Below are 21,884 nucleotides of genomic sequence, written 5' to 3' on the forward strand. Positions count from 1 at the left end.
ACGGTCCGGGCGGGTCTGAGAGCCCCCGCCCGGACCGTCGGTCCGTTCGTGCCGGGATGGTCAGCCGGCCAGGCCCTGCTTGAGCGCCGCACCGATGCGTACCGCCCGCTTGGCGGTCAACGCGGTCGCTCCCAACGCGACATGGTCGGGCGGGATCTCGCCGTTGTTGCTGGTGTGCGACGCCCCGTACGGGTTTCCGGCGGTGAACTGGCTCGGGTCGGTGTATCCGGGGGTGACCACGATCCCACCCCAGTGGTAGAAGACGTTGAACAGCGACAGCAGGGTCGACTCCTGCCCGCCGTGCTCGGTGGCGGTGGAGGTGAAGGCCGAGTAGACCTTGTCGGCGAGCGCCCCCTGGGCCCACAACGGGCCGGTGGTGTCGATGAACTGCTTGAGCTGCGCCGCGACCATGCCGTAGCGGGTCGGCGCGCCCATGATCACCACGTCGGCCCAGTCGAGGTCGTCCGGCTGCGCCTCCTCCACGTCCTGGGTCTCCAACCGGTGCGCGTGCCATCCCGCGTTGGAGCGGATCGCCTCCTCCGGCGCCAGTTCGGGTACCTTGCGCAGCCGTACCTCCGCGCCCGCCTCACCGGCGGCTTCCGCGGCCGCCGACGCCATCTGGTAGGTGATGCCGGTGGCGCTGTAGTAGATCACCGCCGCCTTGACCTGTGCCGCCATCGCTCGTCCTTCCTCATCGGGATCAGCTTCGGCGACTACCCGATCTTCGCGTCGACAAACTGCGGTCGTGTCCACCGATCGACGGACACCGGCGTTCCGTCCACCGGTCGTCCCGTGGCGCACCCCGACCGGCAGACGATCGGGACATGACCGCAACCCCCGCCGTCCGCGTCCGCGGACTACGCAAGACGTACGGCGACACCGTCGCCGTCGCCGGACTCGACCTCGACGTCGGTGCCGGCGAGGTGGTGGCCCTGCTCGGCCCCAACGGGGCGGGCAAGACCACCACGATCGAGATCCTGGAGGGCCACCGTCGCCGCGACGCCGGTGAGGTGAGCGTGCTGGGCCACGATCCGGGCCGCGCCGACCTGGACTGGCGGGCCCGCATCGGCATCGTCACCCAGGACGGTGGCGACCTCGGCGAGTTGACCGTCCGGGAGGCGGTCACCCACTTCGCCCGCTACTTCCCCCGCCCCCGGGACCCGGAGCAGGTCGTCGAGTTGGTCGGCCTCACCGAGAAGGCGACCGCCCGGGTACGGACCCTCTCCGGCGGCCAACGCCGCCGACTCGATGTCGCCCTCGGCATCGTCGGCCGCCCTCACCTGCTGTTCCTCGACGAACCGACGACCGGTTTCGACCCGCAGGCCCGCCGCCGGTTCTGGACGCTGATCCGGCAGTTGGCCGGTACCGGAGGCAGCACGATCCTGCTGAGCACCCACTACCTCCAGGAGGCCGAGGCGTTGGCCGACCGGGTGGCGGTGATCGTCGGCGGTCGGATCGTCGCCGACGCCACGCCGGAGGCCCTTGTCGGGCAGGCCGCCGCTCGCGCCGTGGTGCGGTGGGCCGACGGACGGCAGGAGACCGACGACCCGGCCGCGCTCGTCGCGGCGCTGACCAGCCGCTACGGCGGCACGGTGCCGGAGCTGACGGTCAGTCGACCGAGCCTTGAGGACGTCTACCTCGACCTGATCGCGGAGGTGTCATGACGGCCACCGTCCAGCGTGGTACGCCTCGACGCCCGTCGGCGCTCCGGCTCGGCGCGCACCGCGCGACCATCGAGATCAAGAGCTTCTTCCGGGAACGCGACGCCGTGGTGTTCACCTTCGCCATGCCGGCGGTGATCCTCGCCCTGCTCGGCACGATCTTCGACGGTGTCTATCCCGGCAGCGACGTGACCTCCGCCCAGTACCTCGCACCGAGCATGATCGCCGCCGGGGTCGCCTCCACCACCTTCGTCAACCTGGGCACCGGCATCGCCGTGGACCGCGACGACGGAACCCTGCGCCGGTTGCGTGGGGTGCCGATGCCGCCGTCGGCGTACTTCATCGGCAAGATCCTGATGGCGCTGGTGGTGACCGTCGGCGAGACGGTCGTGCTGCTCGGCATCGCCGTGGCCGCCTTCGACCTGTCCCTGCCCACCGACCCGGGCCGCTGGCTCACCTTCGGCTGGGTGTTCCTGCTCGGTGCCACCGCCTGCGCCCTGACCGGCATCGCCGCGAGCGGCCTGGCCAACTCGGCGCGCAGCGCCGGGGCCGTGATGAACCTGCCCTACCTGGTGCTCGCCTTCATCTCGGGGGTCTTCTACACCCCCGTCGGGCAACTGCCCGAGCCGCTGCGCACGGTCGGTTCCCTCTTCCCGCTCAAGTGGATGGCGCAGGGCTTCCGGTCGGTGTTCCTGCCGGACAGCATCCTCACCCAGGAGGTCGTACCCTCCTGGGAACACGGCCGGATCGCGCTCGTGCTGGCCGCTTGGTGCGTTGGAGGGATGGTGCTGTGCCTGACCACCTTCCGCTGGCGCAGTCGTCGCTCCCGGTGACCACGCCGGTGACCGCCGGGGCGGTGACCGCGCCGACCGCGAACGTCTCCCCGGTGGTCGACGACGGCCGGGGAGACGTCGCCGCTGCCGACCCGTGGAGCGGGCGGTTCCGGCTCTGGGACATCTACTTCGCGCTGGCCGGGGCCGGGGTCGGCCTGGCCGTGGCGGTCGACGCGTGGTCGTCGCCGGTCGCCCGGATCGGCTGCCTCGCGCTGTTCCTCGCCCTCGCCGGTTGGTACGCGGGCTTCGGCCGTCGACTGATGCGCGAGTCCGTCGAAGACTGGCGGGGCTACCTCTACCTCGCCGGTGCGGCCCTGCTCTACGTGCCGGCGGTGCTGCTCAACGGCAACGCCTCCTTCCTGTTGTTCGTGCTCTGCCCGCAGGTGTTCATGGTGCTGCCGGCCGTACCGGCGGTGCTCGCGGTGGTGCTGTTCAACGCGGTGCACCTGGTCGTCCTGGCGATCCGGCTGCCGGACCCGCACGACCTCGTCGGGCCGCTGCTGATCGCGGTGATGATCGTGTTCGTCGTCTGCGTCCTGGGGGTCTGGTCGCAACGCACCGTCGAGGAGAGCACCCGGCGGGCCGACCTGATCGCCCAACTGGAGCGGACCAGGGCGGAGCTGGCCCAGCTGTCCCATCAGGCGGGGGTCGCCGCCGAACGCCAACGGCTCGCCGCCGACATCCACGACACCGTCGCCCAGGGGCTGTCCAGCGTGGTGATGCTCGTCCAGGCCGCCGAGGCCGACCTGGACGACGACCCCGAGCGGGCCCGCCGGCACCTGGCGCTGGCCCGGCAGACGGCCCGGGAGAACCTGATCGACGTCCGCACGCTGGTGGCCGCGTTGACGCCCGCGCAGCTCACCGACGCCCCGCTGGAGCAGGCGCTGCACCGGTTGGCACAGCGGTTCCGCGCGGAGACCGGGGTGCCGACGAGCTGTGTCGTCTCCGGCACCGGCCCGCCGCCGGGCACCGACCGGGAAGTGGTGCTGCTGCGCGCCGCGCAGGAGGCGCTGGCCAACATCCGTCGGCACGCCGACGCCCGCGCGGTGGCCGTGCTCCTCCGCCACGACGACCAGCGGGTCACCCTGGAGGTCGCCGACGACGGGACCGGGTTCGACGTCGACCGGGCCGCCGACGGTTACGGTCTGACCGGGCTACGCGCCCGCGTCGAGCAGGCCGGCGGCGCTCTGGTCGTACGCTCCACACCCGGTGCCGGGACCACGATCCGGGTGGAGGTGCCCTACCGATGATCACTGTGCTGCTGGTGGACGACCACCCCGTGGTCCGGGCTGGCGTGGCCGGCATGTTGGCCAGCGCGGAGGACATCACCATCGTCGGCGAGGCCGGTGACGCGGCCGAGGCGGTGACCCAGGTCCGCCACCGGCGACCCGACGTCGTACTGATGGACCTGCGGCTGCCCGGCGCGGACGGCGTCGACGCCACCTCCCGGATCCGCACCGAGTCACCGCAGACCCGGGTGGTGGTGCTCACCACCTACGAGACCGATGCCGACATCCTCCGGGCCGTCGAGGCCGGCGCCGCCGGTTACCTGCTCAAAGACGTCGCGCGGGCGGATCTGATCGCCGCCGTCCGCACCGCCGCGCGGGGCGGCACGGTCCTCGCCCCGTCGGTGGCCACCCGACTGCTGCACCAGGTGCGGCGACCGACCCGAGGCACACTGTCCGCCCGGGAGGTGGAGGTGCTGCGCCTGGTGGGTCGCGGCCTCTCGAACGCCGAGATCGGGCGCGAGCTGCACATCAGCGAGGCGACCGTGAAGACCCATCTGCTGCGTACCTTCAACAAGCTGGACGTCTCCGACCGCACCGCCGCGGTCACCACCGCGATGGCCGCCGGGCTGTTGTGAGCCGCGCCCGGTCGGCCGATTTTCGGGTGGCCGGGCGGGGCGGTGGGCTGGCAACCTTGTCGGTGATGGAGATCAGGATCGCGACGGCCGAGGACTGGCCCGGCATCTGGCCCTTCCTGCGGGAGATCGTCGCCGCTGGTGAGACGTACACCTGGCCACGGGACGTCGACGAGACCCGGGCCCGGCAGATGTGGCTGGTAGAGCCACCCGGACGCACCGTGGTCGCCGTCGACCGGGACGGCACGGTGCTCGGCTCGGCGAAGCTGACCCCCAACCAGCTCGGTCCCGGCGCACACGTCGCCAACGGCAGCTTCATGGTCGCCCCGACGGCGGCCGGGCGCGGGGTCGGGCGGGCCCTCGGCGAGTTCGTGCTCGACCTGGCCCGTGCCGACGGCTACCGGGCGATGCAGTTCAACGCGGTGGTGGCGGTGAACACCCGCGCGGTGTCGCTGTGGCGCTCCCTCGGCTTCGAGGTGGTCGGGCGGGTGCCGGAGGGTTTCCGACACCCCACCGACGGCTACGTCGATCTGCTGGTGATGTACCGACGGCTCTGAGCCGGAGCCGGTGAGCCGACCCTCGCCCACCGCCGGATAGCCTGGGCCGGTGATGCTGCCCCTGCCGACCGGTGACTTCAAGGCGTACCTCTTCGACTGCGACGGCACCATCGTCGACTCGATGCCCCAGCACTACCTCGCCTGGCGGGACGCTCTCGACCGGTGGGGTTGCGCCTTCCCCGAGGATCTCTTCTACGCCTGGGCCGGGCGGCCGACGGCGGACATCGTCGTCGCCCTCAACGAACAGCACGGGCTGGACATGCCGGTGGAGGTCGTGGTCGCCGACCGGGAGTCGCGCTTCCAGGAGTTGCTGCCCACCGCGTCCGGCATCCCCGGGGTGCTGCGGCACATCGACGACGCGTACGGACGCATCCCGTTCGCCGTGGTCTCCGGCAGCACCCGGGAGGCCGTCACCGCCTCGCTGACCGCGTTGGACATCCTCGACCGGTTCGACGTGCTGGTCTGCGCGGGCGACTACTCCCGCCCCAAGCCCGACCCGGAGCCGTTCCTGCGGGCCGCCGAACTGCTCGCCGTGCCGCCGGAGGCCTGCCTGGTCTTCGAGGACGCGGACCTGGGCATCGAGGCCGCGACCGCGGCGGGCATGGCCGCCGTCCGGGTGCCACCGCCGCGCCGGGGCTGACACGAGCCCACCGTCGCCGCGCCGAACATGCTCAAGATATCCGCAAGTTGCTCGGATCACAGTTCTCGACCAGGTGGGAAAACGTCATCCTGTTGACACTGGTGCCGGTGATCCTGTCGCCGCCCTCGCACCTGTTGGCCTGAACGGGGGATCGCGCTCCGCCACCAACGATGTTGGCGTAGCGCGATCAGGGGCCGCCTTCGGTAGCGCGGCACGGTCGTGATGTCGGTGCCGACGCCTATGCTGCCGTCGACCACCGAAGGAAGGCGGCCGACGACGTGGCATCCACCGGTACGACCGCGCTGAGCGGCACCGAGGCCCTCGCACTGCGGATGACCAGTCTGCTGCTACGCCCACACCCCACCATCGCCGCGCCGGGCAGCGTGGCCGAGGTGGTGGAGTGGTTCGGTGCCATGCAGGCGCAGGATCTGGCCAGCGGCATGTGGTCGCTGGGGGCGCGCCTGCCCGGGTCGACCCACGCCGACGTACACGCCGCGTTGGAGCGGCGGGAAGCCCTGCGCACCTGGCCGATGCGCGGCACCATCCACCTGGTGCCGACCCGCGACGTCCGCTGGCAGTTGGAGCTGACCGGCGTACGCGCGCTCGTCGGGGTGGCGAAGCGCCGGGAACACCTCGGCCTGTCCGAGGCGGATGCGGACCGTGCCGCCGAGGTGCTGGGCGAGGCCCTCGCCGGTGGTGGTCGGCTCACCCGCGCCGAGTGCGTGGCGACGCTGGTCGAGGCCGGCATCGACGCGACCGGTCAACGCGGCTACCACCTGCTGTGGTACGCGGCGCAGCGCGGCGTCACCTGCATCGCCCCCAACATCGGCACCGAGCAGACCTTCGCCCTGCTCGACGAGTGGGCACCCGACCAGCGGCAGCTCGACGGCGACGAGGCGTTGGCCACTCTCGCGCTGCGCTACTTCCGCAGCCACGGCCCCACCACCCGGCAGGACTTCGCCGGCTGGTCGGGCCTGACGGCCGCCGACGCCAAACGCGGCATCGCCGCCGCCGGTGCCGACCTGACCACCGTCCTGGTCGACGGTGCCGAGGCGGTGCTGCACACGCCGCTGCTGGACGCGCCCCGCGTCGAGGTGGACGACGTGCTGACCCTGCCCGGCTTCGACGAGTACCTGCTCGGCTACAAGGACCGCTCGCTGATGCTCGACCCGGAGCACAAGCAGGCCATCATCCCGGGCGGCAACGGCGTCTTCCAGGCCACCGTCGTCGTCGGTGGCCGGGTGGTCGGCACCTGGCGACGTCGGCTGGCCAAGACCCGCGTCACCCTCACCGTGCAGCCGCTGGTCGACCTCGGACCGGCCCGTCGCAAGCAGGTGGAGCAGGCACTGCACCGGTACGCCGACTTCCTCGCCCTGCCGCCCCGGTTCGACTGGAACGACTGAATAGCCGTTGAGTCGCTCGGGCCTCCAACGCGGTCGGCGCCGCGCTCGGGGACTACGCGTTCTGCCCACGGCAGAGATCCTTGGCCGCGCCGTGCCACCGCTGCTTGGCTGGGCACCATGCGGACACTGGTGCTGGGCGGGACGGCGTGGCTGGGGCGGGAGGTGGCCCGACAGGCCGTCGACCGGGGGCATGCCGTCACCTGTCTGGCCCGTGGAAAGAGCGGGGCGGTACCCCACGGCGCGGTCCTCGTCGCCGCGGACCGCAGCGACCCGACGGCGTACGACGTGCTGCGCGACCGCGACTGGGACGCCGTCATCGAGGTGTCGTGGCAGCCCGGATTCGTCCGGCAGGCTCTCCGGGCACTGGGCGACCGGGCCCGACACTGGAGTTACGTCTCGTCGGTGAACGTCTACGCCGACCGGGACACACCCGGTGCCGACGAGTCCGCGGCCACCCTGCCGCCAACCGGTCTGGACGTGGTCGACCGCGCCGAGTACGGCGAGGCGAAGGTGGCCTGCGAGCACCTCGCCACGACCGAGGTGGGAGACCGGCTGCTGGTGGCGCGCGCCGGGCTGATCGGCGGCCCCGGCGACCGATCCGACCGCTGCGGCTACTGGGTCGCCCGCGCCGCCCGTGATCCCCGGGGACCGATGCTGGTACCCCGTACCCCCGACCTGCCGACCCAGGTGATCGACGTACGCGATCTGGCGACCTGGCTGCTGGACAGCGCGACGGCCGGCACCGTCGGCACGTTCGACGTGGTCGGACCGGTGGTGCCCTTCGGTGAGTGGATCGCCCTGTGCCGGGCCGTCGGCGGGCACACCGGGCCGGTGGTCGACGTCGACGCCGACTGGCTGGTGGCCCAGGGCGTGGCCCAGTACATGGGCCCGGAGTCGCTGCCGATGTGGCTGGTCGAGCCGGGGTGGTCCGGGTGGTCGGCGCGCAGCGGCGCGGCGGCCGTCGCTGCCGGGCTGTGTCACCGGCCGCGTACGGACCTGCTGGCGGACACCCTCGACTGGGAGCGGAAGCTCGGCCTGGACCGGGACCGGCGCGCCGGACTGAGCGCCGACCGCGAGGCCGCACTGCTCGACGCCCTAAGCCAGGTGCCGGACGTGGATGCGTAACGCGTTCGCGGCCAACCGCGCCGCCGCCTCGCCGCCGAAGAGCTGGTGGAAGTCGGGGTTGGTCTCGTACTGGTCGGCGACACCGCAGACCATCGCGGCCGATCGTGCCGCGTCGCCGTCGTGGGTGGGGGTGCCGGGGATCTCGGCGAACCAGGCCAGGTGGGTGGCGGCATGCTGCTGGGCGGCGGCGGAGTCCGGCGTGTGGCCTTCGTCGTGCAGCTCACGCCACCGGGCGATCAGGGCTTCGGTGTTGGCTTTCCAGTCCCGCTGCTGGCGGATGGACTTGCGGTGCCACCACCGGTTCGACGCGTCGAAGGCGTCGCGTCCCCACCGTTCGACGACCTCCGCCTCGTAGCGGTCGTTGAAGCCGTCGAGCATCACGTCCATCCGTGGCTCGCGCCCCTGGCGACGCATCTCCAGGGTGTGCTCGACCGCGCTGATGCGTCGTTCCAGGGCCTCCCGCTCATGGGCGAGCTGCGTCAGGTGCGCCTGTAGGGCTTCGACCTCGGCGGTGGGGGTCTCGGGCGCGTCGAGGATCCGGGCGATCTCCGCCAGGGCCAGGCCGGTGTCGCGGAGCAGGAGGATGCGTTGCAGGCGCGCGACCGTGTCGGGTCCGTAGTAGCGGTAGCCGTTGGACCCGACGCGGTCGGGCGTGAGCAACCCGATCCGGTGGTAGTGCCGCAGCGTCCGGCCGCTGACCCCGGCACGCTCGGCGAGTTGGTGCACCGTCCACTCCATCTCGGGCTCCCGCCGCCGCGATCCGCTCAGTGTCCCGCGTCGGCGCTGCGGCCGAGCCGGGGCAGGGCGATGCGCAGGATGTCGGCTGTGGGAGTACGGACGGCCTGCGTCGCCGTCGTGCCGGTGACGTCGAGGTACGCCTGGACGATCCGTGCACCGGCCGCGTACCCGGCCCCGGTCGGCAGACCGACCGGCTCGCCCCCGAAGAGCCGCGCGGTGGCGTCACCGTGCACCCAGGCGGCGAAGTTCTGCATCCCGGTCACACCGAGTCCGGTCACGACCTTCGCCAGGACCTCGTCATCGGTACGCGTCTGCTCGCTCACGAAGTGGGTGTAGCCCGCGTCGCCGTACAGCTCGGCCGCGAACACGTCCGCGAGCCCTTCGGAGATGACCTGCTCGCCCACGGTCACCGTGCCCGGATCCCAGTCGACACCGCCCGGCGAGTACCGCACGTTGTGATGCAGTTCGTGCACCGCGATCGCCTCCAGCCGGTCGAGCACGCGTGGCGTGGGCCAGACGGTGATGGCGATGTAGCCGCTGATGCCGCCGAACCCGGACAGTCCCTGCGCCTCGTCGAGGAAGTGGCCGTTGGTGGGATCGCCCAGCACGAGCAGCACGGTCAGGTCGGGGATCTCCAGGTCGGGATCGGCGGCCCGCAGGGCTGCGGCCCCGGCGTCGAGGGCCTTCGTCAGGCGGGTCCACGCGTCGGCGGCGACCAGGGCGTCCAGGCCCTCCTGTAGCTGCCCGGTCGGGCCGTTCCAGTCGAACCCGAAGTTCTGTCGGTGCACCTCGGCCAGGTCCAGGCCGCCGGGGACGAAGTGATACATCCCCGCCATCGGCGTCCACATCTCGCGTACCAGGTCCGCTCGTTGGTCCGGGCTCGCGGCCAACACGCGGCGCATCCCCGAGGCGCTGTCCATCACCGAGATCGTCATGACCAGCGACGGTAAACATTGACGCTACGACAAGGTCAACCTCGAACCTCGGCGACAGGAAGGCGGTGCGTTCGGGCCCGGTCGGCGACCTGGGCGACGAACGCACGCCACGCCGCCGGAGCGAAGGTCAGCGCCGGACCGGTCGGGTCCTTCGAGTCGCGGACCCCGACGACGCCAGGAAGGTTGTCGGCGACCTCGACACAGTTACCGCCGCTGGTGCCGCTGCGGGTGGCCTTGCGCCATCGCGCGCCGTTCAGATCCATTGGTTCGCCGCTTCCTTGATGAGGTCCAGGGACTGTCGCCGGGACAGGGCTTCGGTGCGGACGCTCTCCCACCGTTGGAAGAGCGTATCGAGGTCAGCTGGCCGGTGCACGACATCGCCGCCGAGTTGGTTTTCGAGGTATCCGATCCAGCTGCCGTCCGGCATGTGCGCCAGGGACAGCGGGCCGGACAGCCCGGCGTGAAGGCCCACGTCGGCTGGAATGACGTGGACGTTGATGTTGGGTCGCTCCGCGCAGGCGGCAAGGTGCAAGAGCTGCTCAGCCATCTGTTTCTCGCTCCCGTCGCCGACCCGACGGACCGCCCCCTCGTCGACGACAACGACGAGCTGGGGTGGTGACGTCCGAGTCAGGATCGCCTGCCGTTCGAGCCGACCGGCGACCCGACGATCCACCTCGTCATCGGTCAGCCGGGGATCAAGCCGTAGGACGGCACGGGCGTACGCCTCGCTCTGCAACAGGCCGGGGATCAGGTTGGGTTCGAAGTAGCGGAGCTGGGTGGCGCTGCGTTCGGCGTCGAGCCAGGGCAGGAACCAGGCGGGTGCACCGAGTTTCGTCGCCAGCCGCTCCAGGAGACCACCGTTGCCCAGCGCGCGGTCGGCTCCTCGGATGAAGTCCAGCGTCACCGCCCGGGTACCACCTTCGACGGCGCTGACGTGGGAGGCGCTGAACCCGGCGGCGCGCCCGAACGCCTCCTGCGTCATGCCCGCCGCGCCCCGCGCCCGGCGGATCTCGCCAACGATGAAGGCGGCCACGGGGTTCGGTATGTCAGCCATTCAGGACTCCCCACCTTTGAAGGTCAACTACCCGCGTCGCCACCGGGACGGCGGTCGTTTCGCCAGCTCAGCCCGAACAGCGGAAGCACCTTCCGAGAGTAGTGGTGTCCATACCAGAGTGTCACCAGCGCAGCCCGTCGGCGTGGCACCACCCGTCGACGGGACTCGCGCGGGGCCGCCCGACGGGCGAGCACTCTCGGGCGGCCCTCCCCGATCCGTGCCGACCGAGGAGGTCCGTCGTGCCCGTTCCGAAGCCCGTCCACGTCGCACCCGCGCCGGGCCGGCCTACCGACCGCGCCCATGTCCGGTGACGCGCGAGGACGGCACGCCCCGGCTCACCCCCGGCGTGTACCTCCTGACCCGGGACGCCTCCCCGCAGTTCGGCAACCCGATCCTGGTACGGGTGATCCGCGAGCTGCTCGACCGGCACCCGCCGCACGGGTGGACCTGGATCGACTGCTATCAGCTCGATCGGCACGGCGACGCGACTCAGAAGCGACAGTTGTTCGTGATGCCGCAGGGGCTACGTCCGGTGAACGTGGCACCGGTCCCCTACGCCGCGCGTCGGCATCCGCCCCGCCGGCGTCCCGCGCGGGCGTGCCGGTGAGCGGCGGACCGATCGAGCACGTGCCGTCGCGTCCGACCTGGCGCTGCCGGGCGTGCGGGATCGCCTGGCCCTGTTCCCCGGCGAAGCTGAGTCTGCTCGCCGGATACCGGGGCAACATGCCCGGCCTGATGGTCTACCTCGTGACCCTGCGGGAGGAGGCCGCCCAGCAACTGGCCGCGTCGGATGGCGGGAGGCCGCCGACCGACCTGCATCGGCGGTTCACCGACTGGGTGCCGGTGCGCTCCGGTTAGCCGCCCGTCCCGGGTCCGCGCCCTCCCCCGGCGTGGGCCCGGGGCGGGCCCGGAGACCGACGGCGGCGTACGCGGCCCGCCCCCGACCCGCCGTCGGTTCAGCCCGACTCGGCGGTGTGGCCCAGCTCGCGGGAGATCTGGTTCGCGGTGTCGAGCAGGAGGGGAAGACCACTCTTGAGCTGGTCGAGGCTGGCGATGACCTCGATCGCTGTCATCGAGGCGGCGGCGATCACCCGACCGCGCGAATCTCTGATCGGCGCCGCCACGCACATCACGTACGCGTCGTGCTCGCCGTTGTCGACGGCCCAGCCCTGCTCCCGGATGCGGCCGAGTTCGGCTTCCAGGGCCTCGCGGTCGGCGTACGTGGTGTCGGTGAACCGCTCGAAGACGACGTGGGAGAGCAGGCGGTCGCGTTCCTCCGTGGGCAGGTACGCCAGGATGACCTTGCCGACGGCGCTGGCGTAGCTGGAGACCGCACGCCCGATCCGCGACGGCAGCTTGACCGCGTCGAAGGCCGGGCTGTCCACCTTGTCGATGTAGATGATCTCGTCGCCGGTGAGCTGCGCCAGGTGCACGGTGTGGCCGGTCTGGCGCTGGAGCGCCCGCAGCGGCGCGGCGGCGAACTGGCGCAGGTCCATCGAGCCGAGGGCGAGTTCCGACAGCTCGATGATGCCGCTGCCGAGCACGTAGCTCCCGGCACCGGTCCGGCGGACGAAGCGCTCCGCTTCGAGTGTGTGGAGGATCCGCAGGGCGGTGGACTTGTGGACGCCCAGCACCTCCGCCGCCTCGGTGAGTGACAGCGGGGACTGCGCGGTGCGGCGGATCAGGTCGACCGCGCGGCGAATCGATTGCGACACGACGTTGCTTCCCTCCACGGCAGCTCAGCGCACATTGGTTGCATCATATGCAATGCCACTCCGCGCCTGACGCAACACGCCCTTGACGTCGTTGCACATAGCGCTACGATCGTTGCAGATTTCCAGCTCGGCGACTCTGACCTGTCGCGGGGAGAGTGACCATGAGCCAGGAGCCCTGGTTCGGCACCGCCGCCGAGGCGTTGCCGGACGACGTCGACCACAGCGTCCTCATCGGTCGGATCTGGGATCCGACCGTCGACGGGCCCTCACCCGTGACCGTCCGCGACGGCGAGGTGATCGACCTCAGCCACCACTTCCCGACCGTGCGGGACGTCTGCGAGCTGCCCGACCCCGCCACCACGGTGGCCGAACTGGACGGTCCCCGGGTCGGCGGTTTCGCCGAGATCCTCACCAACACCGGCTCCCCGCACCCGGACCGCGCCCGACCCCGACTGCTCGCCCCGGTCGACCTGCACGCGCTCAAGGCCGCTGGGGTGACCTTCCCCGTCTCGCTGATCGAACGCGTCATCGAGGAACGGGCCCGGGGCGACCTGACGCTCGCCGCGGACATCCGTCACCGGATGCTCGCCGACCTCGGTGCCGACCTGCACAGCCTGGTCCCCGGCTCGGCGGAGGCGGAGCGACTCAAGGACCTGCTGATCGCGGAAGGGCTGTGGAGTCAGTACCTGGAGGTGGGGATCGGGCCGGACGCCGAGATCTTCACCAAGGGACAGGTCCTCTCCGCCGTCGGCACCGCCGTCCAGGTCGGCGTGCTCGCCGCGTCCACCTGGAACAACCCGGAACCCGAGGTCGCGCTCGTCATCCAGTCCAGCGGCCGGATCGTCGGCGCCACCCTCGGCAACGACGTGAACCTGCGGGACGTCGAGGGCCGCTCGGCGCTGCTGCTCGGCCGGGCGAAGGACAACAACGCCTCCTGCGCCCTCGGTCCGATGATCCGGCTGTTCGACACCCGGTTCCCGCTCGACCGGGTACGCACGCTCGACGTGGGCCTGCGGGTCGACGGGGTGGACGGTTTCCACCTGGCGGCGACCTCGCAGATGGCCCGGATGTCACGCGACCCGGAGGCGCTGGTGCGGCAGTTGATCGGCCCGCACCACCAGTACCCCGACGGTGCCGTTCTGCTGCTCGGCACCATGTTCGCGCCCACCCAGGACCGGGACCGCCCCGGTGAGGGCTTCACCCACCAGATCGGCGACGTGGTGCGGATCAGCTGCCCGGCGCTCGGCACCCTGGTCAACCGGGTGCAGCACGCCGAGCGGTGCGAGCCCTGGCGGTTCGGCGTCCGCGACCTGATGGGCAACCTGGCGAGGAGAGGACTGCTGTGAACGTCACCACCATCGACCCGCGCGACGGCCGAGCACGCCCGACGGATCTCACCGAGACCGACGAGTCCGGTGTGGAGACGATCGTCGGTCAGGCGTCCCGGGCGAATCAGTGGCTGGCCGACCTCGGCAGACTCGGCAGGGCTCAGGTGCTGGAGGCGATCGCCACGTCCCTGGGTACCCGCCGTGAGAACCTCGTCGCCACCGCGCAGGCCGAGACCGGCCTCAGCCACACCCGACTCGACACGGAACTCACCCGCGCGGCGGTCCAGTTCCGGATGTTCGCGGCGGTGCTGCGCGACGGCGGGTACCTGGAGGCGGCCATCGACCACGCCGCCGACACACCGATCGGGCCCGGCCCCGACGTACGGCGGATGTTGGTGCCCCTCGGGCCGGTGGCCGTCTTCGGTGCCAGCAACTTCCCGTTCGCCTTCTCCGTCGCCGGTGGCGACACCGCCTCGGCGCTCGCCGCCGGTTGCCCCACGGTGGTGAAGGCCCACCCGTCCCATCCCCTGACGTCACGTGCCAGCGCCGACGCGATCGAGGCGGCCGTCCGCTCCACCGGTGGGCCCGCCGGGGTCACCTCGATCGTGTACGGGGAACAGGCCGGTCTCGCGCTGGTGCGCCACCCGGCGATCCGGGCGGTCGCCCTGACCGGCTCGGCCAGTGCCGCCCGCGCCATCGGGGCGGCCATCGACGAACGCGCCGACCCGGTGCCGCTCTACGCCGAGATGGGCAGCGTGAACCCGATCGTCGTCCTGCCCGGGGCAGCCGCCAGCCGGGCCGAGCAGATCGCCGACGGGCTGTACGCCTCCTTCACCGGGTCGGGCGGTCAACTGTGCACCAAGCCCGGGTTGGCGTTCGTCGCGTCCGATGCGGCCGGTGACCGGCTGGTCGAGGCGCTCCGGGACAAGGTCACCGCGTCCGGCGGGGTGGTCCTGCTGAACCGGCGCATCCGGGACGCGTACGAGCAGGGGGCCGAATCCCTCCAGCGGGCCGGTGCCCGCCTCGCGGCGCGCCCCCCGATCGACGCGGGCGCGGGTTTCACCGTCGCGCCGACGCTGCTGGAGGTCGACCTGCCGGGCCTGACCGCCGAGATCGCCGAGGAGTGCTTCGGCCCGCTCCTGGTCGTGGTCCGCTACCGCGACGTCGCCGACCTCGACGCCGCATTGGCCGTCGTGCCGCCGTCGCTGACCGGGTCGGTGCACCGGGGGCCGAGCGACCACCCCGACGTCGTCCGCAGGCTGGCCGACGTGCTCGCGGCCCGCGCCGGTCGCCTCGTCTTCGACGGTTACCCCACCGGTGTCCGGGTGTCCTGGGCCCAGCACCACGGTGGGCCCTGGCCGTCGACGAACGCCGTGCACACCTCGGTGGGTGCCACCGCGATCCGACGTTTCCTGCGCCCAATGGCGTGGCAGGACGCCCCGGAATGGCTCCTACCCGAGGAACTGCGCGACGAGTACACCGCCATCCCCCGGCGAGTCGACGGACGGCTTGCACCCGGGTCGGACAGCCACGGTTGACAGAAAGGTGTGCCGATGTCGATGACGAGTCGACCACTGCGCAGCGCCCAGTGGTTCGGTGCCGAGGGCCGCAACGGGTTCATCCATCGATCCTGGATGCGTAACCAGGGGTTCGCCGACGACGTCTTCGACGGTCGCCCGGTGATCGGCATCGCCACCACCTGGTCGGAGCTGACCCCGTGCAACGCCCACCTCAGCGAGCTGGCCGAATCGGTGAAGCGGGGCGTGTGGGAGAGCGGCGGCCTGCCGCTGGAGTTCCCGGCGATGAGCCTCGGCGAACCGCTCATGCGGCCCACCACCATGCTCTACCGCAACCTGCTGGCGATGGAGCTGGAGGAACTCGTCCGGGCCAACCCCCTCGACGGCGTGGTGCTGATCTCCGGCTGCGACAAGACCACACCCGGGCTGCTGATGGGTGCCGCCAGCGTCGACCTCCCCAGCCTCATGATCACCGGTGGTCCGATGCTGAACGGCAAGTTCCGGGGCCAGGACATCGGATCGGGCACCGACGTCTGGCGCTTCACCGAGGAACTGCGGGCCGGGCGGATGAGCGTGGCCGACTGCGCGGAGGCGGAGGTCTGCATGTCCCGCAGCCAGGGGCACTGCATGACCATGGGTACCGCCTCCACGATGGCCTGCGTGACCGAGGCGTTGGGCGTCCAACTGCCCGGGGCCGCAGCGGTCCCGGCGGTCGACTCGCGCAGGTACGCGCTCGCACACGCCGCCGGGCGGCGGATCGTCACCATGGTCGAACAGGACCAGCGGCTGTCCACGGTGCTCACCCGTCAGGCGTTCGAGAACGCCATCCGGGTCAACGCCGCGATCGGTGGCTCCACCAACGCCGTCGTACACCTGCTCGCCATCGCCGGACGCGTCGGTGTCCCCCTGTCGCTCGACGACTTCGACACGCTCACCGCCGACGTTCCGATGCTCGTCAACCTGATGCCGTCCGGCCGATACCTCATGGAGGACTTCGCGTACGCGGGCGGCGTGCCGGCGGTGATGAAGGAGATCGCCCCGCTGCTGCACCTGGACCACGTCACGGTGAGCGGAAAAAGCGTGGCCGACACCATCGACGGTGTCCAGTGCTGGAACCGGCAGGTCATCGGCACCCTCGCCGAGCCCTTCCAGCCCGCCGGCTCCGGCACCGTCGTGCTGCGAGGGTCACTCGCGCCGTCCGGGGCGGTGCTGAAGGTCTCCGCCGCCTCGGCGCACCTGCTCACGCACACCGGTCCGGCGCTCGTCTTCGACCGGATCGAGGACTACGCCGTCGCCGCCGACGACCCGGATCTCGACGTCACGGCCGACACGGTCATCGTGGTACGCAACGCCGGGCCACGCGGCTACCCGGGTTTCCCGGAGGTGGGCAACGTGCCGATGCCCCGACGGCTGCTCGCCGCCGGCGTCACCGACATGGTCCGGATCTCCGACGCCCGGATGAGTGGCACCGGGTACGGCACCTGTGTGCTGCACGTGGCGCCGGAGGCGTCGGTGGGCGGCCCCCTGGCGCTGGTACGCACCGGCGACCTGGTGCACCTCGACGTCCCGGCGCGCCGACTGGACCTGCTGGTCGACGAGGCGGAACTGGCGCACCGCCGCGCCGCCTGGCAGCCGCCGCCGCTGGTGGCCGAGCGGGGCTGGGTACGCCTGTACAGCGAGCACGTCCAGCAGGCCGACACGGGCGCGGATCTGGACTTCCTGGTCGGTGGCAGCGGCAGCGCGGTGCCCCGCCACTCACACTGACCCGGTCGTGGGTACATCTGTTGTCGTCCCAGCGACAAACAGATGTACCCACTTGGTCGTCGCGACCGGTCAGTCGGCTCAGTCGGCGAGGGCCCCGGCGGCGCGGCCCTCGTGCAGGGTCAGATTGCGGCCGTCCGACGGGTCGAACAGGTGGATCTTCTCCAGGTTGAACCAGACCCGCCGGTCCTCCCCCTCGGTGACGGTCGACTCCGCCGACAACCGGGTGACGAGGTTCGACCCGGCACCACTGAAGTCGGCCGCGCCCGCGTCGGCGGCCAACTCCTCCAGCTCGGCCGAGGTGGCCCGCTCGCCCTCGACGCCGAGGTAGACGTACTTGTCCGAGCCCATCGACTCGACGATGTCCACCGGCGCGGTGAACTCCATGCCCCGACGGCGGGCCTCGTCGTCGATCAGCTCGGCGTCCTCGAAGTGCTCGGGACGGATGCCGAGGATCAGTTCCCGAGGGGCGTCCGCGCTTTCCAGCTCGCGGCGGATCCGGTCGCCGATCGGCATGTCACCCAGGGCGGTACGCAGCCTGCCCTCCTCGACCGTGGCGGTCAGGAAGTTCATCGACGGTGAGCCGATGAAGCCGGCCACGAAGAGGTTGTTCGGGTGGTCGTACAGCTCCTGCGGCGGGCCGACCTGCTGGATCGCGCCACCCCGCATGATCACCACGCGGTCGCCGAGGGTCATCGCCTCGGTCTGGTCGTGGGTGACGTAGACGGTGGTGGTGGCGAGCTGCTTCTGCAACCGGGACACCACGGTCCGCATCTGCACCCGCAGCTTGGCGTCCAGGTTGGACAGCGGCTCGTCCATCAGGAACGCCTTGGGCTGCCGGACGATCGCCCGGCCCATCGCCACCCGCTGCCGCTGCCCACCGGAGAGGTTCGCCGGCTTGCGGTCCAGCAACGGAGTCAGCTCCAGGACCTTGGCCGCCTCCTCGACCTTCTGGTCGATGGTGGCCCGGTCGAGCTTCGCCAGCCGCAGCGGGAACGCCATGTTCTCCCGGACGGTCATGTTCGGGTACAGCGCGTACGACTGGAACACCATGGCGATGTCCCGGTCCCGGGGGGCCTTGTCGTTGACCCGCTCCCCGCCGATGCGCAGCTCACCGGAGCTGATGTCCTCCAAGCCGGCGATCATGTTGAGCGTGGTGGACTTGCCGCAGCCGGAGGGGCCGACCAGGATGACGAACTCGCCGTCGGCGATCTCCAGGTCGACGTCCCGCACCGCCGTGGTGCCGTCCGGGAACTTCTTGCTCACCTTGTCGAGCACGATGTCAGCCACGAGTACTCACCTATCCCTTGACGGCGCCGGAGGTCAGGCCGGAGACGATGCGACGCTGGAAGAACAGCACGAACAGGATGATCGGCACCGTGATCACCACGGCGGCGGCGCAGATCGCGCCGGTCGGGTCCTCGAACTGCGAGGCACCGGTGAAGAACGACAGCGCCACCGGCACCGTGCGGGACCGCTCGGTGGAGGTCAGCGAGATGGCGAACAGGAAGTCGTTCCAGCAGAAGATGAAGACCAGGATGGCCGTGGTGAACAGGCCCGGTGCCGCCAGCGGGGCGATCACCCGCCGGAACGCCTGCGCCTGGGTGGCCCCGTCCATCTTCGCGGCCTTCTCCAGATCCCACGGGATCTGCTTGAAGAACGCCGACAGCGTGTAGATCGCCAACGGCAGCGCGAAGGTGATGTACGGCAGGATCAGCCCCGGCCAGGTGTCGAAGAGGCCGAGCTGCCGCTCGATCTCGAACAGCGGCGAGACCAGCGACACCTGCGGGAACATCGCGATCAGCAGGGAGACGCCGATCAGCAGCCGCTTCCCGGGGAAGTCCAACCGCGAGATCGCGTACGCGGCCATCGCACCGAGCACGACGGCGATGGTGGTGGCGATCAGCGCGATGCCGATGGAGTTGACCAGCGCCCGGACGAACTGGTCGGTGGCGAAGATCGTCCGGTAGTTCTCCAGGGTCCACTCGCGTGGGATGAACTTGCCGTCGGTCAACGTCGCCGGCGTCTTGAACGACAGCGACATGATCCACAGCACCGGGGTCAGCGCGAACACGACCACGGCGAGGTCCAGCAGCCCCCAGCGCGCCTTGGCCCGGGTGGTGGTGTCAGCCATGTCAGCGCCTCTCTCCGTCGTCGCTGCCCGGGGCAGCGGTACCGAACAGCTTCACGAAGACGAACGCGATGATCGCCACCGTGATGAAGATCAGCACCGACATCGTCGACCCGATGCCGAGGTTCAGACCCCGGATCAGGTTGTTGTAGGCGATCATCGACACCGACGAGGTCTCGTTGGCCCCCGACGTGAGCACGTAGATGTTGTCGAAGACCCGGAACGCGTCCAGGGTGCGGAACAGCAGCGCCACCAGGATCGCCGGCTTCATCACCGGCAGCATCACCTTGGTGAACCGCTGCCAGGCGGTCGCGCCGTCGGTGGAGGCCGCCTTGAGCAGATCCTCCGGCACCAACGCCAGACCCGCCATCAGCAGCAACGCCATGAACGGCGTGGTCTTCCAGATCTCCGCCAGCATGATGATCGCCAGCGAGCTGGCCCGCTCGGTCAGTGGCGCCCCGTCGGAGAAGAGGTTGGCCAGATACCCGGTGCCGGGCGTCCACGCGTACCGCCAGGAGAAGGCGGCCACCACCGTGACGATGCCGTACGGGATCAGCGCCGAGGTCCGCACGATGCCGCGCCCGATCAGCGTACGGTGCATGATCAGCGCCAGCCCCATGCCGAGCACCAGCTCCACGGCCACGGTGACCACCGTGATCAGCATGGTCACCCCGAACGCCGTCCACCAGAACTCGTTGGTCAGCACCGTGGCGTAGTTCTGCAACCCGATGAACTCCCGCTCGGCGGGAAAACGCAGGTCGTAGCGTTGCAGCGACAGCCACACCGAATACAGGATCGGATAGGCGGTCACCGCCAGCATGACCAGCGCGGCCGGGGCGCAGAGCAGCCAGCCCAGCCGACGCTCGGCCCGCTTGTTCTCACTCAACGGCGCCTTGCCGCGTCGACGCTCCGGCTCGGCCACGGATCGGCCGCTGCGGGTGGCGTCGGTGGCCACGTCCGCACCGGCCGGGGTGCTTCGCTCGCTCACGGCAGGACTCCCCTCGACTCCAGCGCGGCGGCGACCGCCTCGCGCAGTTCCTCGGCGGTCGACTCCGGGTCGATCGCCGACGGCGGCGACAGGATCGCCGAGGTCACGGTGGAGATGCTCTGGTACGCCGGGGTCAACGGCCGCACCGCCGGATCCCGCAGCTGTTCGAGGATGGTCTCCTTCATCGGGTACGCCTCCTCCATCTCCGGGTCGTCGTAGACGCTCTCGATGGTCGGCGGCACCCCGTCGTTGATCGCGGAGAACTTCTGGTTCTCCGCGTTACGCAGGCAGCGGGCCGCCTCGAAGGACTCCTCCGGGTGCGGCGAGTACCGGCTGACGGCGAGGTTGATCCCGCCGATGGTGACCCGGCCCGGGGTGTCCGCGTCGACGCCGGGCACCCGCGCCCAGGCGACCTTCTCGGCCAGCTCGGGGTTGGCCTCCTGCATCGCCGGATAGACGAAGGGCCAGTTCACCTGGAACGCGCCGCTGCCGTTCTGGAACTCCAACCGCACCGGGTCCTCGGTGGCGTTGCTGAACGACGGTGAGGTCACCCCGGAGGTGGCGAAGTTGCGCAACACCTCCAGCGCCCGCACGGCGCCCTCGTCCACCAACGCCTCGGTGCCGTCGTCGTTGAGGATGTTGCCGCCAGCGCTGGCCACGAGGGTGTTGTAGAGCACCACGAGCCCCTCGTACTGGGCGCCCATGGTGAGCACCTGGTGCGGCTTGCCCTGCTCCCGCAGCTGCTGCGCCGTCGAGATCATCTCGTCCCAGGTGGCCGGTGGCTCGGGCACCAGGTCCTTGCGGTACCACAGCAGCTGGACGTTGGTGTTCTTCGGCGCGGCGTAGAGCTTGTCCTCGTACCGGGCGGTCTCCAGCGGGCCTTCGAGAGTGCCCTCCTCCACCTCGGCGCGGTCCTGACCGGTCCATTCCCGGATCCAGTTCGCGCCGGCGAACTCCTGGGTCCAGGTCACGTCGAGACCGAGCACGTCCATGCCGTCGTCGGAGGCGGCGAGCCGGCGCACCAACTGCACCCGCTGCTCGTCGGCCTCGCGCGGCAGCACCCGGTTGACGATGCGGTACCGCCCGTCCGCCTCGGTGTTGCACCGGTCGACCACCTGCTGGAGGTTCTGCTCCGGCGGGTAGTAAAGGTTGATCGTGGGTATCCCGCCGTCGCCGCCGGAGGCACAAGCCGCCATCGGCGCCACCAACGTCAGCGCCGCGGCCGTCGCCGCCGCGCGGACGCGGCCCCGACGACGGGTCGGGACCTGGTCACGCGTGCTCATGTCGACCTCCGCTGCGCCCTGAGGCAGCACGTCGAGCCCGGTGTACTCCTGGCCATTCGCCCATGACCCTCCCCCTCGCACGTGGGCAACGCCGGGAAGGCTCCGTGCCCCGGCGCACGGCGGAACGCTCAGGGCGGTGACCAGCTGGTCACCGCCCCCAACACCGCTGGCTGCATCACTGCCCTAGCTGCGAAGCCGCGAAACCTCACCAGGATGAGACGACTCAAACATCCGGTCGAGTGGTCCGGATCACGCTCGCTATCCCCCCTGGCCCTAATACGGCAGCCGCCAATTGCTAGCTGACCAGGGTGTAGTCCCTGCTTAGCCGTGCGCGTTGGTGGAACCAGCGGGCGC

23 protein-coding genes are annotated in these 21,884 nt (G+C 70.9%); 13 read left to right on the forward strand and 10 right to left on the reverse strand.

What is annotated here, in order from left to right; all coding sequences use genetic code 11:
- Nucleotides 1–60: 60 nt before the first annotated feature.
- On the reverse strand, nucleotides 61–678 hold the full coding sequence (wrbA, locus tag ACLQ2S_RS23275; RefSeq protein ID WP_155218272.1) for an NAD(P)H:quinone oxidoreductase: 618 nt from the start codon (nucleotides 676–678) through the stop codon (nucleotides 61–63).
- A 146-nt stretch (nucleotides 679–824) separates the two neighbouring features.
- Between wrbA and ACLQ2S_RS23280 the strand changes: the two genes are divergently transcribed.
- The 8 genes from ACLQ2S_RS23280 (at nucleotide 825) to ACLQ2S_RS23315 (ending at nucleotide 8,080) form a co-directional block, all read left to right on the forward strand.
- Nucleotides 825–1,664, forward strand: coding sequence for an ABC transporter ATP-binding protein (locus ACLQ2S_RS23280; RefSeq protein WP_425702855.1), 840 nt, complete (start codon nucleotides 825–827; stop codon nucleotides 1,662–1,664).
- Nucleotides 1,661–2,494: an ABC transporter permease gene (locus ACLQ2S_RS23285; RefSeq protein WP_155218273.1), complete on the forward strand. Its 834-nt coding sequence runs from the start codon at nucleotides 1,661–1,663 to the stop codon at nucleotides 2,492–2,494. The genes ACLQ2S_RS23280 and ACLQ2S_RS23285 overlap by 4 nt, the downstream gene beginning before the upstream one ends.
- Complete coding sequence (locus ACLQ2S_RS23290) at nucleotides 2,452–3,744, forward strand: sensor histidine kinase (RefSeq protein ID WP_309223294.1); 1,293 nt, start codon at nucleotides 2,452–2,454, stop codon at nucleotides 3,742–3,744. The genes ACLQ2S_RS23285 and ACLQ2S_RS23290 overlap by 43 nt, the downstream gene beginning before the upstream one ends.
- Entirely contained in the window at nucleotides 3,741–4,358 is a 618-nt protein-coding gene (locus ACLQ2S_RS23295) for a response regulator (RefSeq protein ID WP_425702857.1), read from the forward strand. The genes ACLQ2S_RS23290 and ACLQ2S_RS23295 overlap by 4 nt, the downstream gene beginning before the upstream one ends.
- Nucleotides 4,359–4,423: 65 nt before the next feature.
- The gene (locus ACLQ2S_RS23300; protein WP_155218278.1) at nucleotides 4,424–4,912 is read left to right on the forward strand and encodes a GNAT family N-acetyltransferase; all 489 of its coding nucleotides are present in this window, start codon (nucleotides 4,424–4,426) and stop codon (nucleotides 4,910–4,912) included.
- Nucleotides 4,913–4,964: 52 nt separating this feature from the next.
- Nucleotides 4,965–5,552 (forward strand): HAD family hydrolase, encoded by a 588-nt coding sequence (locus ACLQ2S_RS23305; protein ID WP_155218587.1) that lies wholly within the window; start codon nucleotides 4,965–4,967, stop codon nucleotides 5,550–5,552.
- Nucleotides 5,553–5,830: 278 nt separating this feature from the next.
- Nucleotides 5,831–6,955, forward strand: a complete 1,125-nt coding sequence (locus tag ACLQ2S_RS23310) for a winged helix DNA-binding domain-containing protein (protein WP_425702860.1) — start codon at nucleotides 5,831–5,833, stop codon at nucleotides 6,953–6,955.
- A gap of 117 nt (nucleotides 6,956–7,072) precedes the next feature.
- Nucleotides 7,073–8,080, forward strand: coding sequence for an oxidoreductase (locus ACLQ2S_RS23315; RefSeq protein WP_155218280.1), 1,008 nt, complete (start codon nucleotides 7,073–7,075; stop codon nucleotides 8,078–8,080).
- Here ACLQ2S_RS23315 and ACLQ2S_RS23320 read toward each other — a convergent pair.
- Genes ACLQ2S_RS23320 through ACLQ2S_RS23335 form a run of 4 tightly spaced genes read right to left on the reverse strand, consistent with a single transcriptional unit; the run spans nucleotide 8,051 to nucleotide 10,807 of the window.
- A complete protein-coding gene (locus ACLQ2S_RS23320) occupies nucleotides 8,051–8,818 on the reverse strand; it encodes a MerR family transcriptional regulator (RefSeq protein ID WP_425702862.1) in 768 nt (255 codons plus the stop codon). The genes ACLQ2S_RS23315 and ACLQ2S_RS23320 overlap by 30 nt on opposite strands.
- 26 nt (nucleotides 8,819–8,844) lie before the next feature.
- The gene (locus ACLQ2S_RS23325; protein ID WP_425702864.1) at nucleotides 8,845–9,753 is read right to left on the reverse strand and encodes a DUF2268 domain-containing protein; all 909 of its coding nucleotides are present in this window, start codon (nucleotides 9,751–9,753) and stop codon (nucleotides 8,845–8,847) included.
- 35 nt (nucleotides 9,754–9,788) lie between these two features.
- Nucleotides 9,789–10,016, reverse strand: coding sequence for a DUF397 domain-containing protein (locus ACLQ2S_RS23330; RefSeq protein ID WP_425702866.1), 228 nt, complete (start codon nucleotides 10,014–10,016; stop codon nucleotides 9,789–9,791).
- Nucleotides 10,007–10,807: a helix-turn-helix domain-containing protein gene (locus ACLQ2S_RS23335; RefSeq protein WP_155218288.1), complete on the reverse strand. Its 801-nt coding sequence runs from the start codon at nucleotides 10,805–10,807 to the stop codon at nucleotides 10,007–10,009. The genes ACLQ2S_RS23330 and ACLQ2S_RS23335 overlap by 10 nt, the downstream gene beginning before the upstream one ends.
- Nucleotides 10,808–11,114: 307 nt before the next feature.
- On the opposite strand from ACLQ2S_RS23335, the gene ACLQ2S_RS23340 reads away from it, so the two are divergent.
- Together ACLQ2S_RS23340 and ACLQ2S_RS23345 are read left to right on the forward strand one after the other, a co-directional pair.
- On the forward strand, nucleotides 11,115–11,414 hold the full coding sequence (locus ACLQ2S_RS23340) for a hypothetical protein (protein ID WP_425702868.1): 300 nt from the start codon (nucleotides 11,115–11,117) through the stop codon (nucleotides 11,412–11,414).
- Nucleotides 11,411–11,665: a flavin reductase gene (locus tag ACLQ2S_RS23345; protein ID WP_230462610.1), complete on the forward strand. Its 255-nt coding sequence runs from the start codon at nucleotides 11,411–11,413 to the stop codon at nucleotides 11,663–11,665. Before ACLQ2S_RS23340 ends, ACLQ2S_RS23345 begins: the two co-directional genes overlap by 4 nt.
- Before the next feature lie 98 nt (nucleotides 11,666–11,763).
- Here the strand turns inward: ACLQ2S_RS23345 and ACLQ2S_RS23350 are convergent, their stop codons facing one another.
- Nucleotides 11,764–12,522: an IclR family transcriptional regulator gene (locus tag ACLQ2S_RS23350; protein WP_155218290.1), complete on the reverse strand. Its 759-nt coding sequence runs from the start codon at nucleotides 12,520–12,522 to the stop codon at nucleotides 11,764–11,766.
- A gap of 161 nt (nucleotides 12,523–12,683) precedes the next feature.
- On the opposite strand from ACLQ2S_RS23350, the gene ACLQ2S_RS23355 reads away from it, so the two are divergent.
- Genes ACLQ2S_RS23355 through ACLQ2S_RS23365 form a run of 3 tightly spaced genes read left to right on the forward strand, consistent with a single transcriptional unit; the run spans nucleotide 12,684 to nucleotide 17,131 of the window.
- Nucleotides 12,684–13,868, forward strand: a complete 1,185-nt coding sequence (locus ACLQ2S_RS23355) for a fumarylacetoacetate hydrolase family protein (RefSeq protein WP_155218292.1) — start codon at nucleotides 12,684–12,686, stop codon at nucleotides 13,866–13,868.
- Entirely contained in the window at nucleotides 13,865–15,388 is a 1,524-nt protein-coding gene (locus ACLQ2S_RS23360; RefSeq protein WP_309223297.1) for an aldehyde dehydrogenase (NADP(+)), read from the forward strand. The genes ACLQ2S_RS23355 and ACLQ2S_RS23360 overlap by 4 nt, the downstream gene beginning before the upstream one ends.
- Nucleotides 15,389–15,403: 15 nt before the next feature.
- Nucleotides 15,404–17,131, forward strand: a complete 1,728-nt coding sequence (locus tag ACLQ2S_RS23365) for an IlvD/Edd family dehydratase (RefSeq protein WP_425702871.1) — start codon at nucleotides 15,404–15,406, stop codon at nucleotides 17,129–17,131.
- Nucleotides 17,132–17,209: 78 nt separating this feature from the next.
- Here the strand turns inward: ACLQ2S_RS23365 and ACLQ2S_RS23370 are convergent, their stop codons facing one another.
- The 4 genes from ACLQ2S_RS23370 to ACLQ2S_RS23385 are packed head-to-tail and all read right to left on the reverse strand — an operon-like array spanning nucleotide 17,210 to nucleotide 21,530.
- Complete coding sequence (locus tag ACLQ2S_RS23370) at nucleotides 17,210–18,418, reverse strand: ABC transporter ATP-binding protein (RefSeq protein WP_425702873.1); 1,209 nt, start codon at nucleotides 18,416–18,418, stop codon at nucleotides 17,210–17,212.
- 10 nt (nucleotides 18,419–18,428) lie between these two features.
- A complete protein-coding gene (locus ACLQ2S_RS23375; RefSeq protein WP_155218295.1) occupies nucleotides 18,429–19,262 on the reverse strand; it encodes a carbohydrate ABC transporter permease in 834 nt (277 codons plus the stop codon).
- 1 nt (nucleotide 19,263) lies between these two features.
- Entirely contained in the window at nucleotides 19,264–20,247 is a 984-nt protein-coding gene (locus tag ACLQ2S_RS23380; protein WP_309223299.1) for a carbohydrate ABC transporter permease, read from the reverse strand.
- Complete coding sequence (locus tag ACLQ2S_RS23385) at nucleotides 20,244–21,530, reverse strand: ABC transporter substrate-binding protein (RefSeq protein WP_155218297.1); 1,287 nt, start codon at nucleotides 21,528–21,530, stop codon at nucleotides 20,244–20,246. The genes ACLQ2S_RS23380 and ACLQ2S_RS23385 overlap by 4 nt, the downstream gene beginning before the upstream one ends.
- Nucleotides 21,531–21,884 lie beyond the last annotated feature (354 nt).

This window comes from Micromonospora sp. DT48 (assembly GCF_049844495.1).
Classification (GTDB): domain Bacteria; phylum Actinomycetota; class Actinomycetes; order Mycobacteriales; family Micromonosporaceae; genus Micromonospora.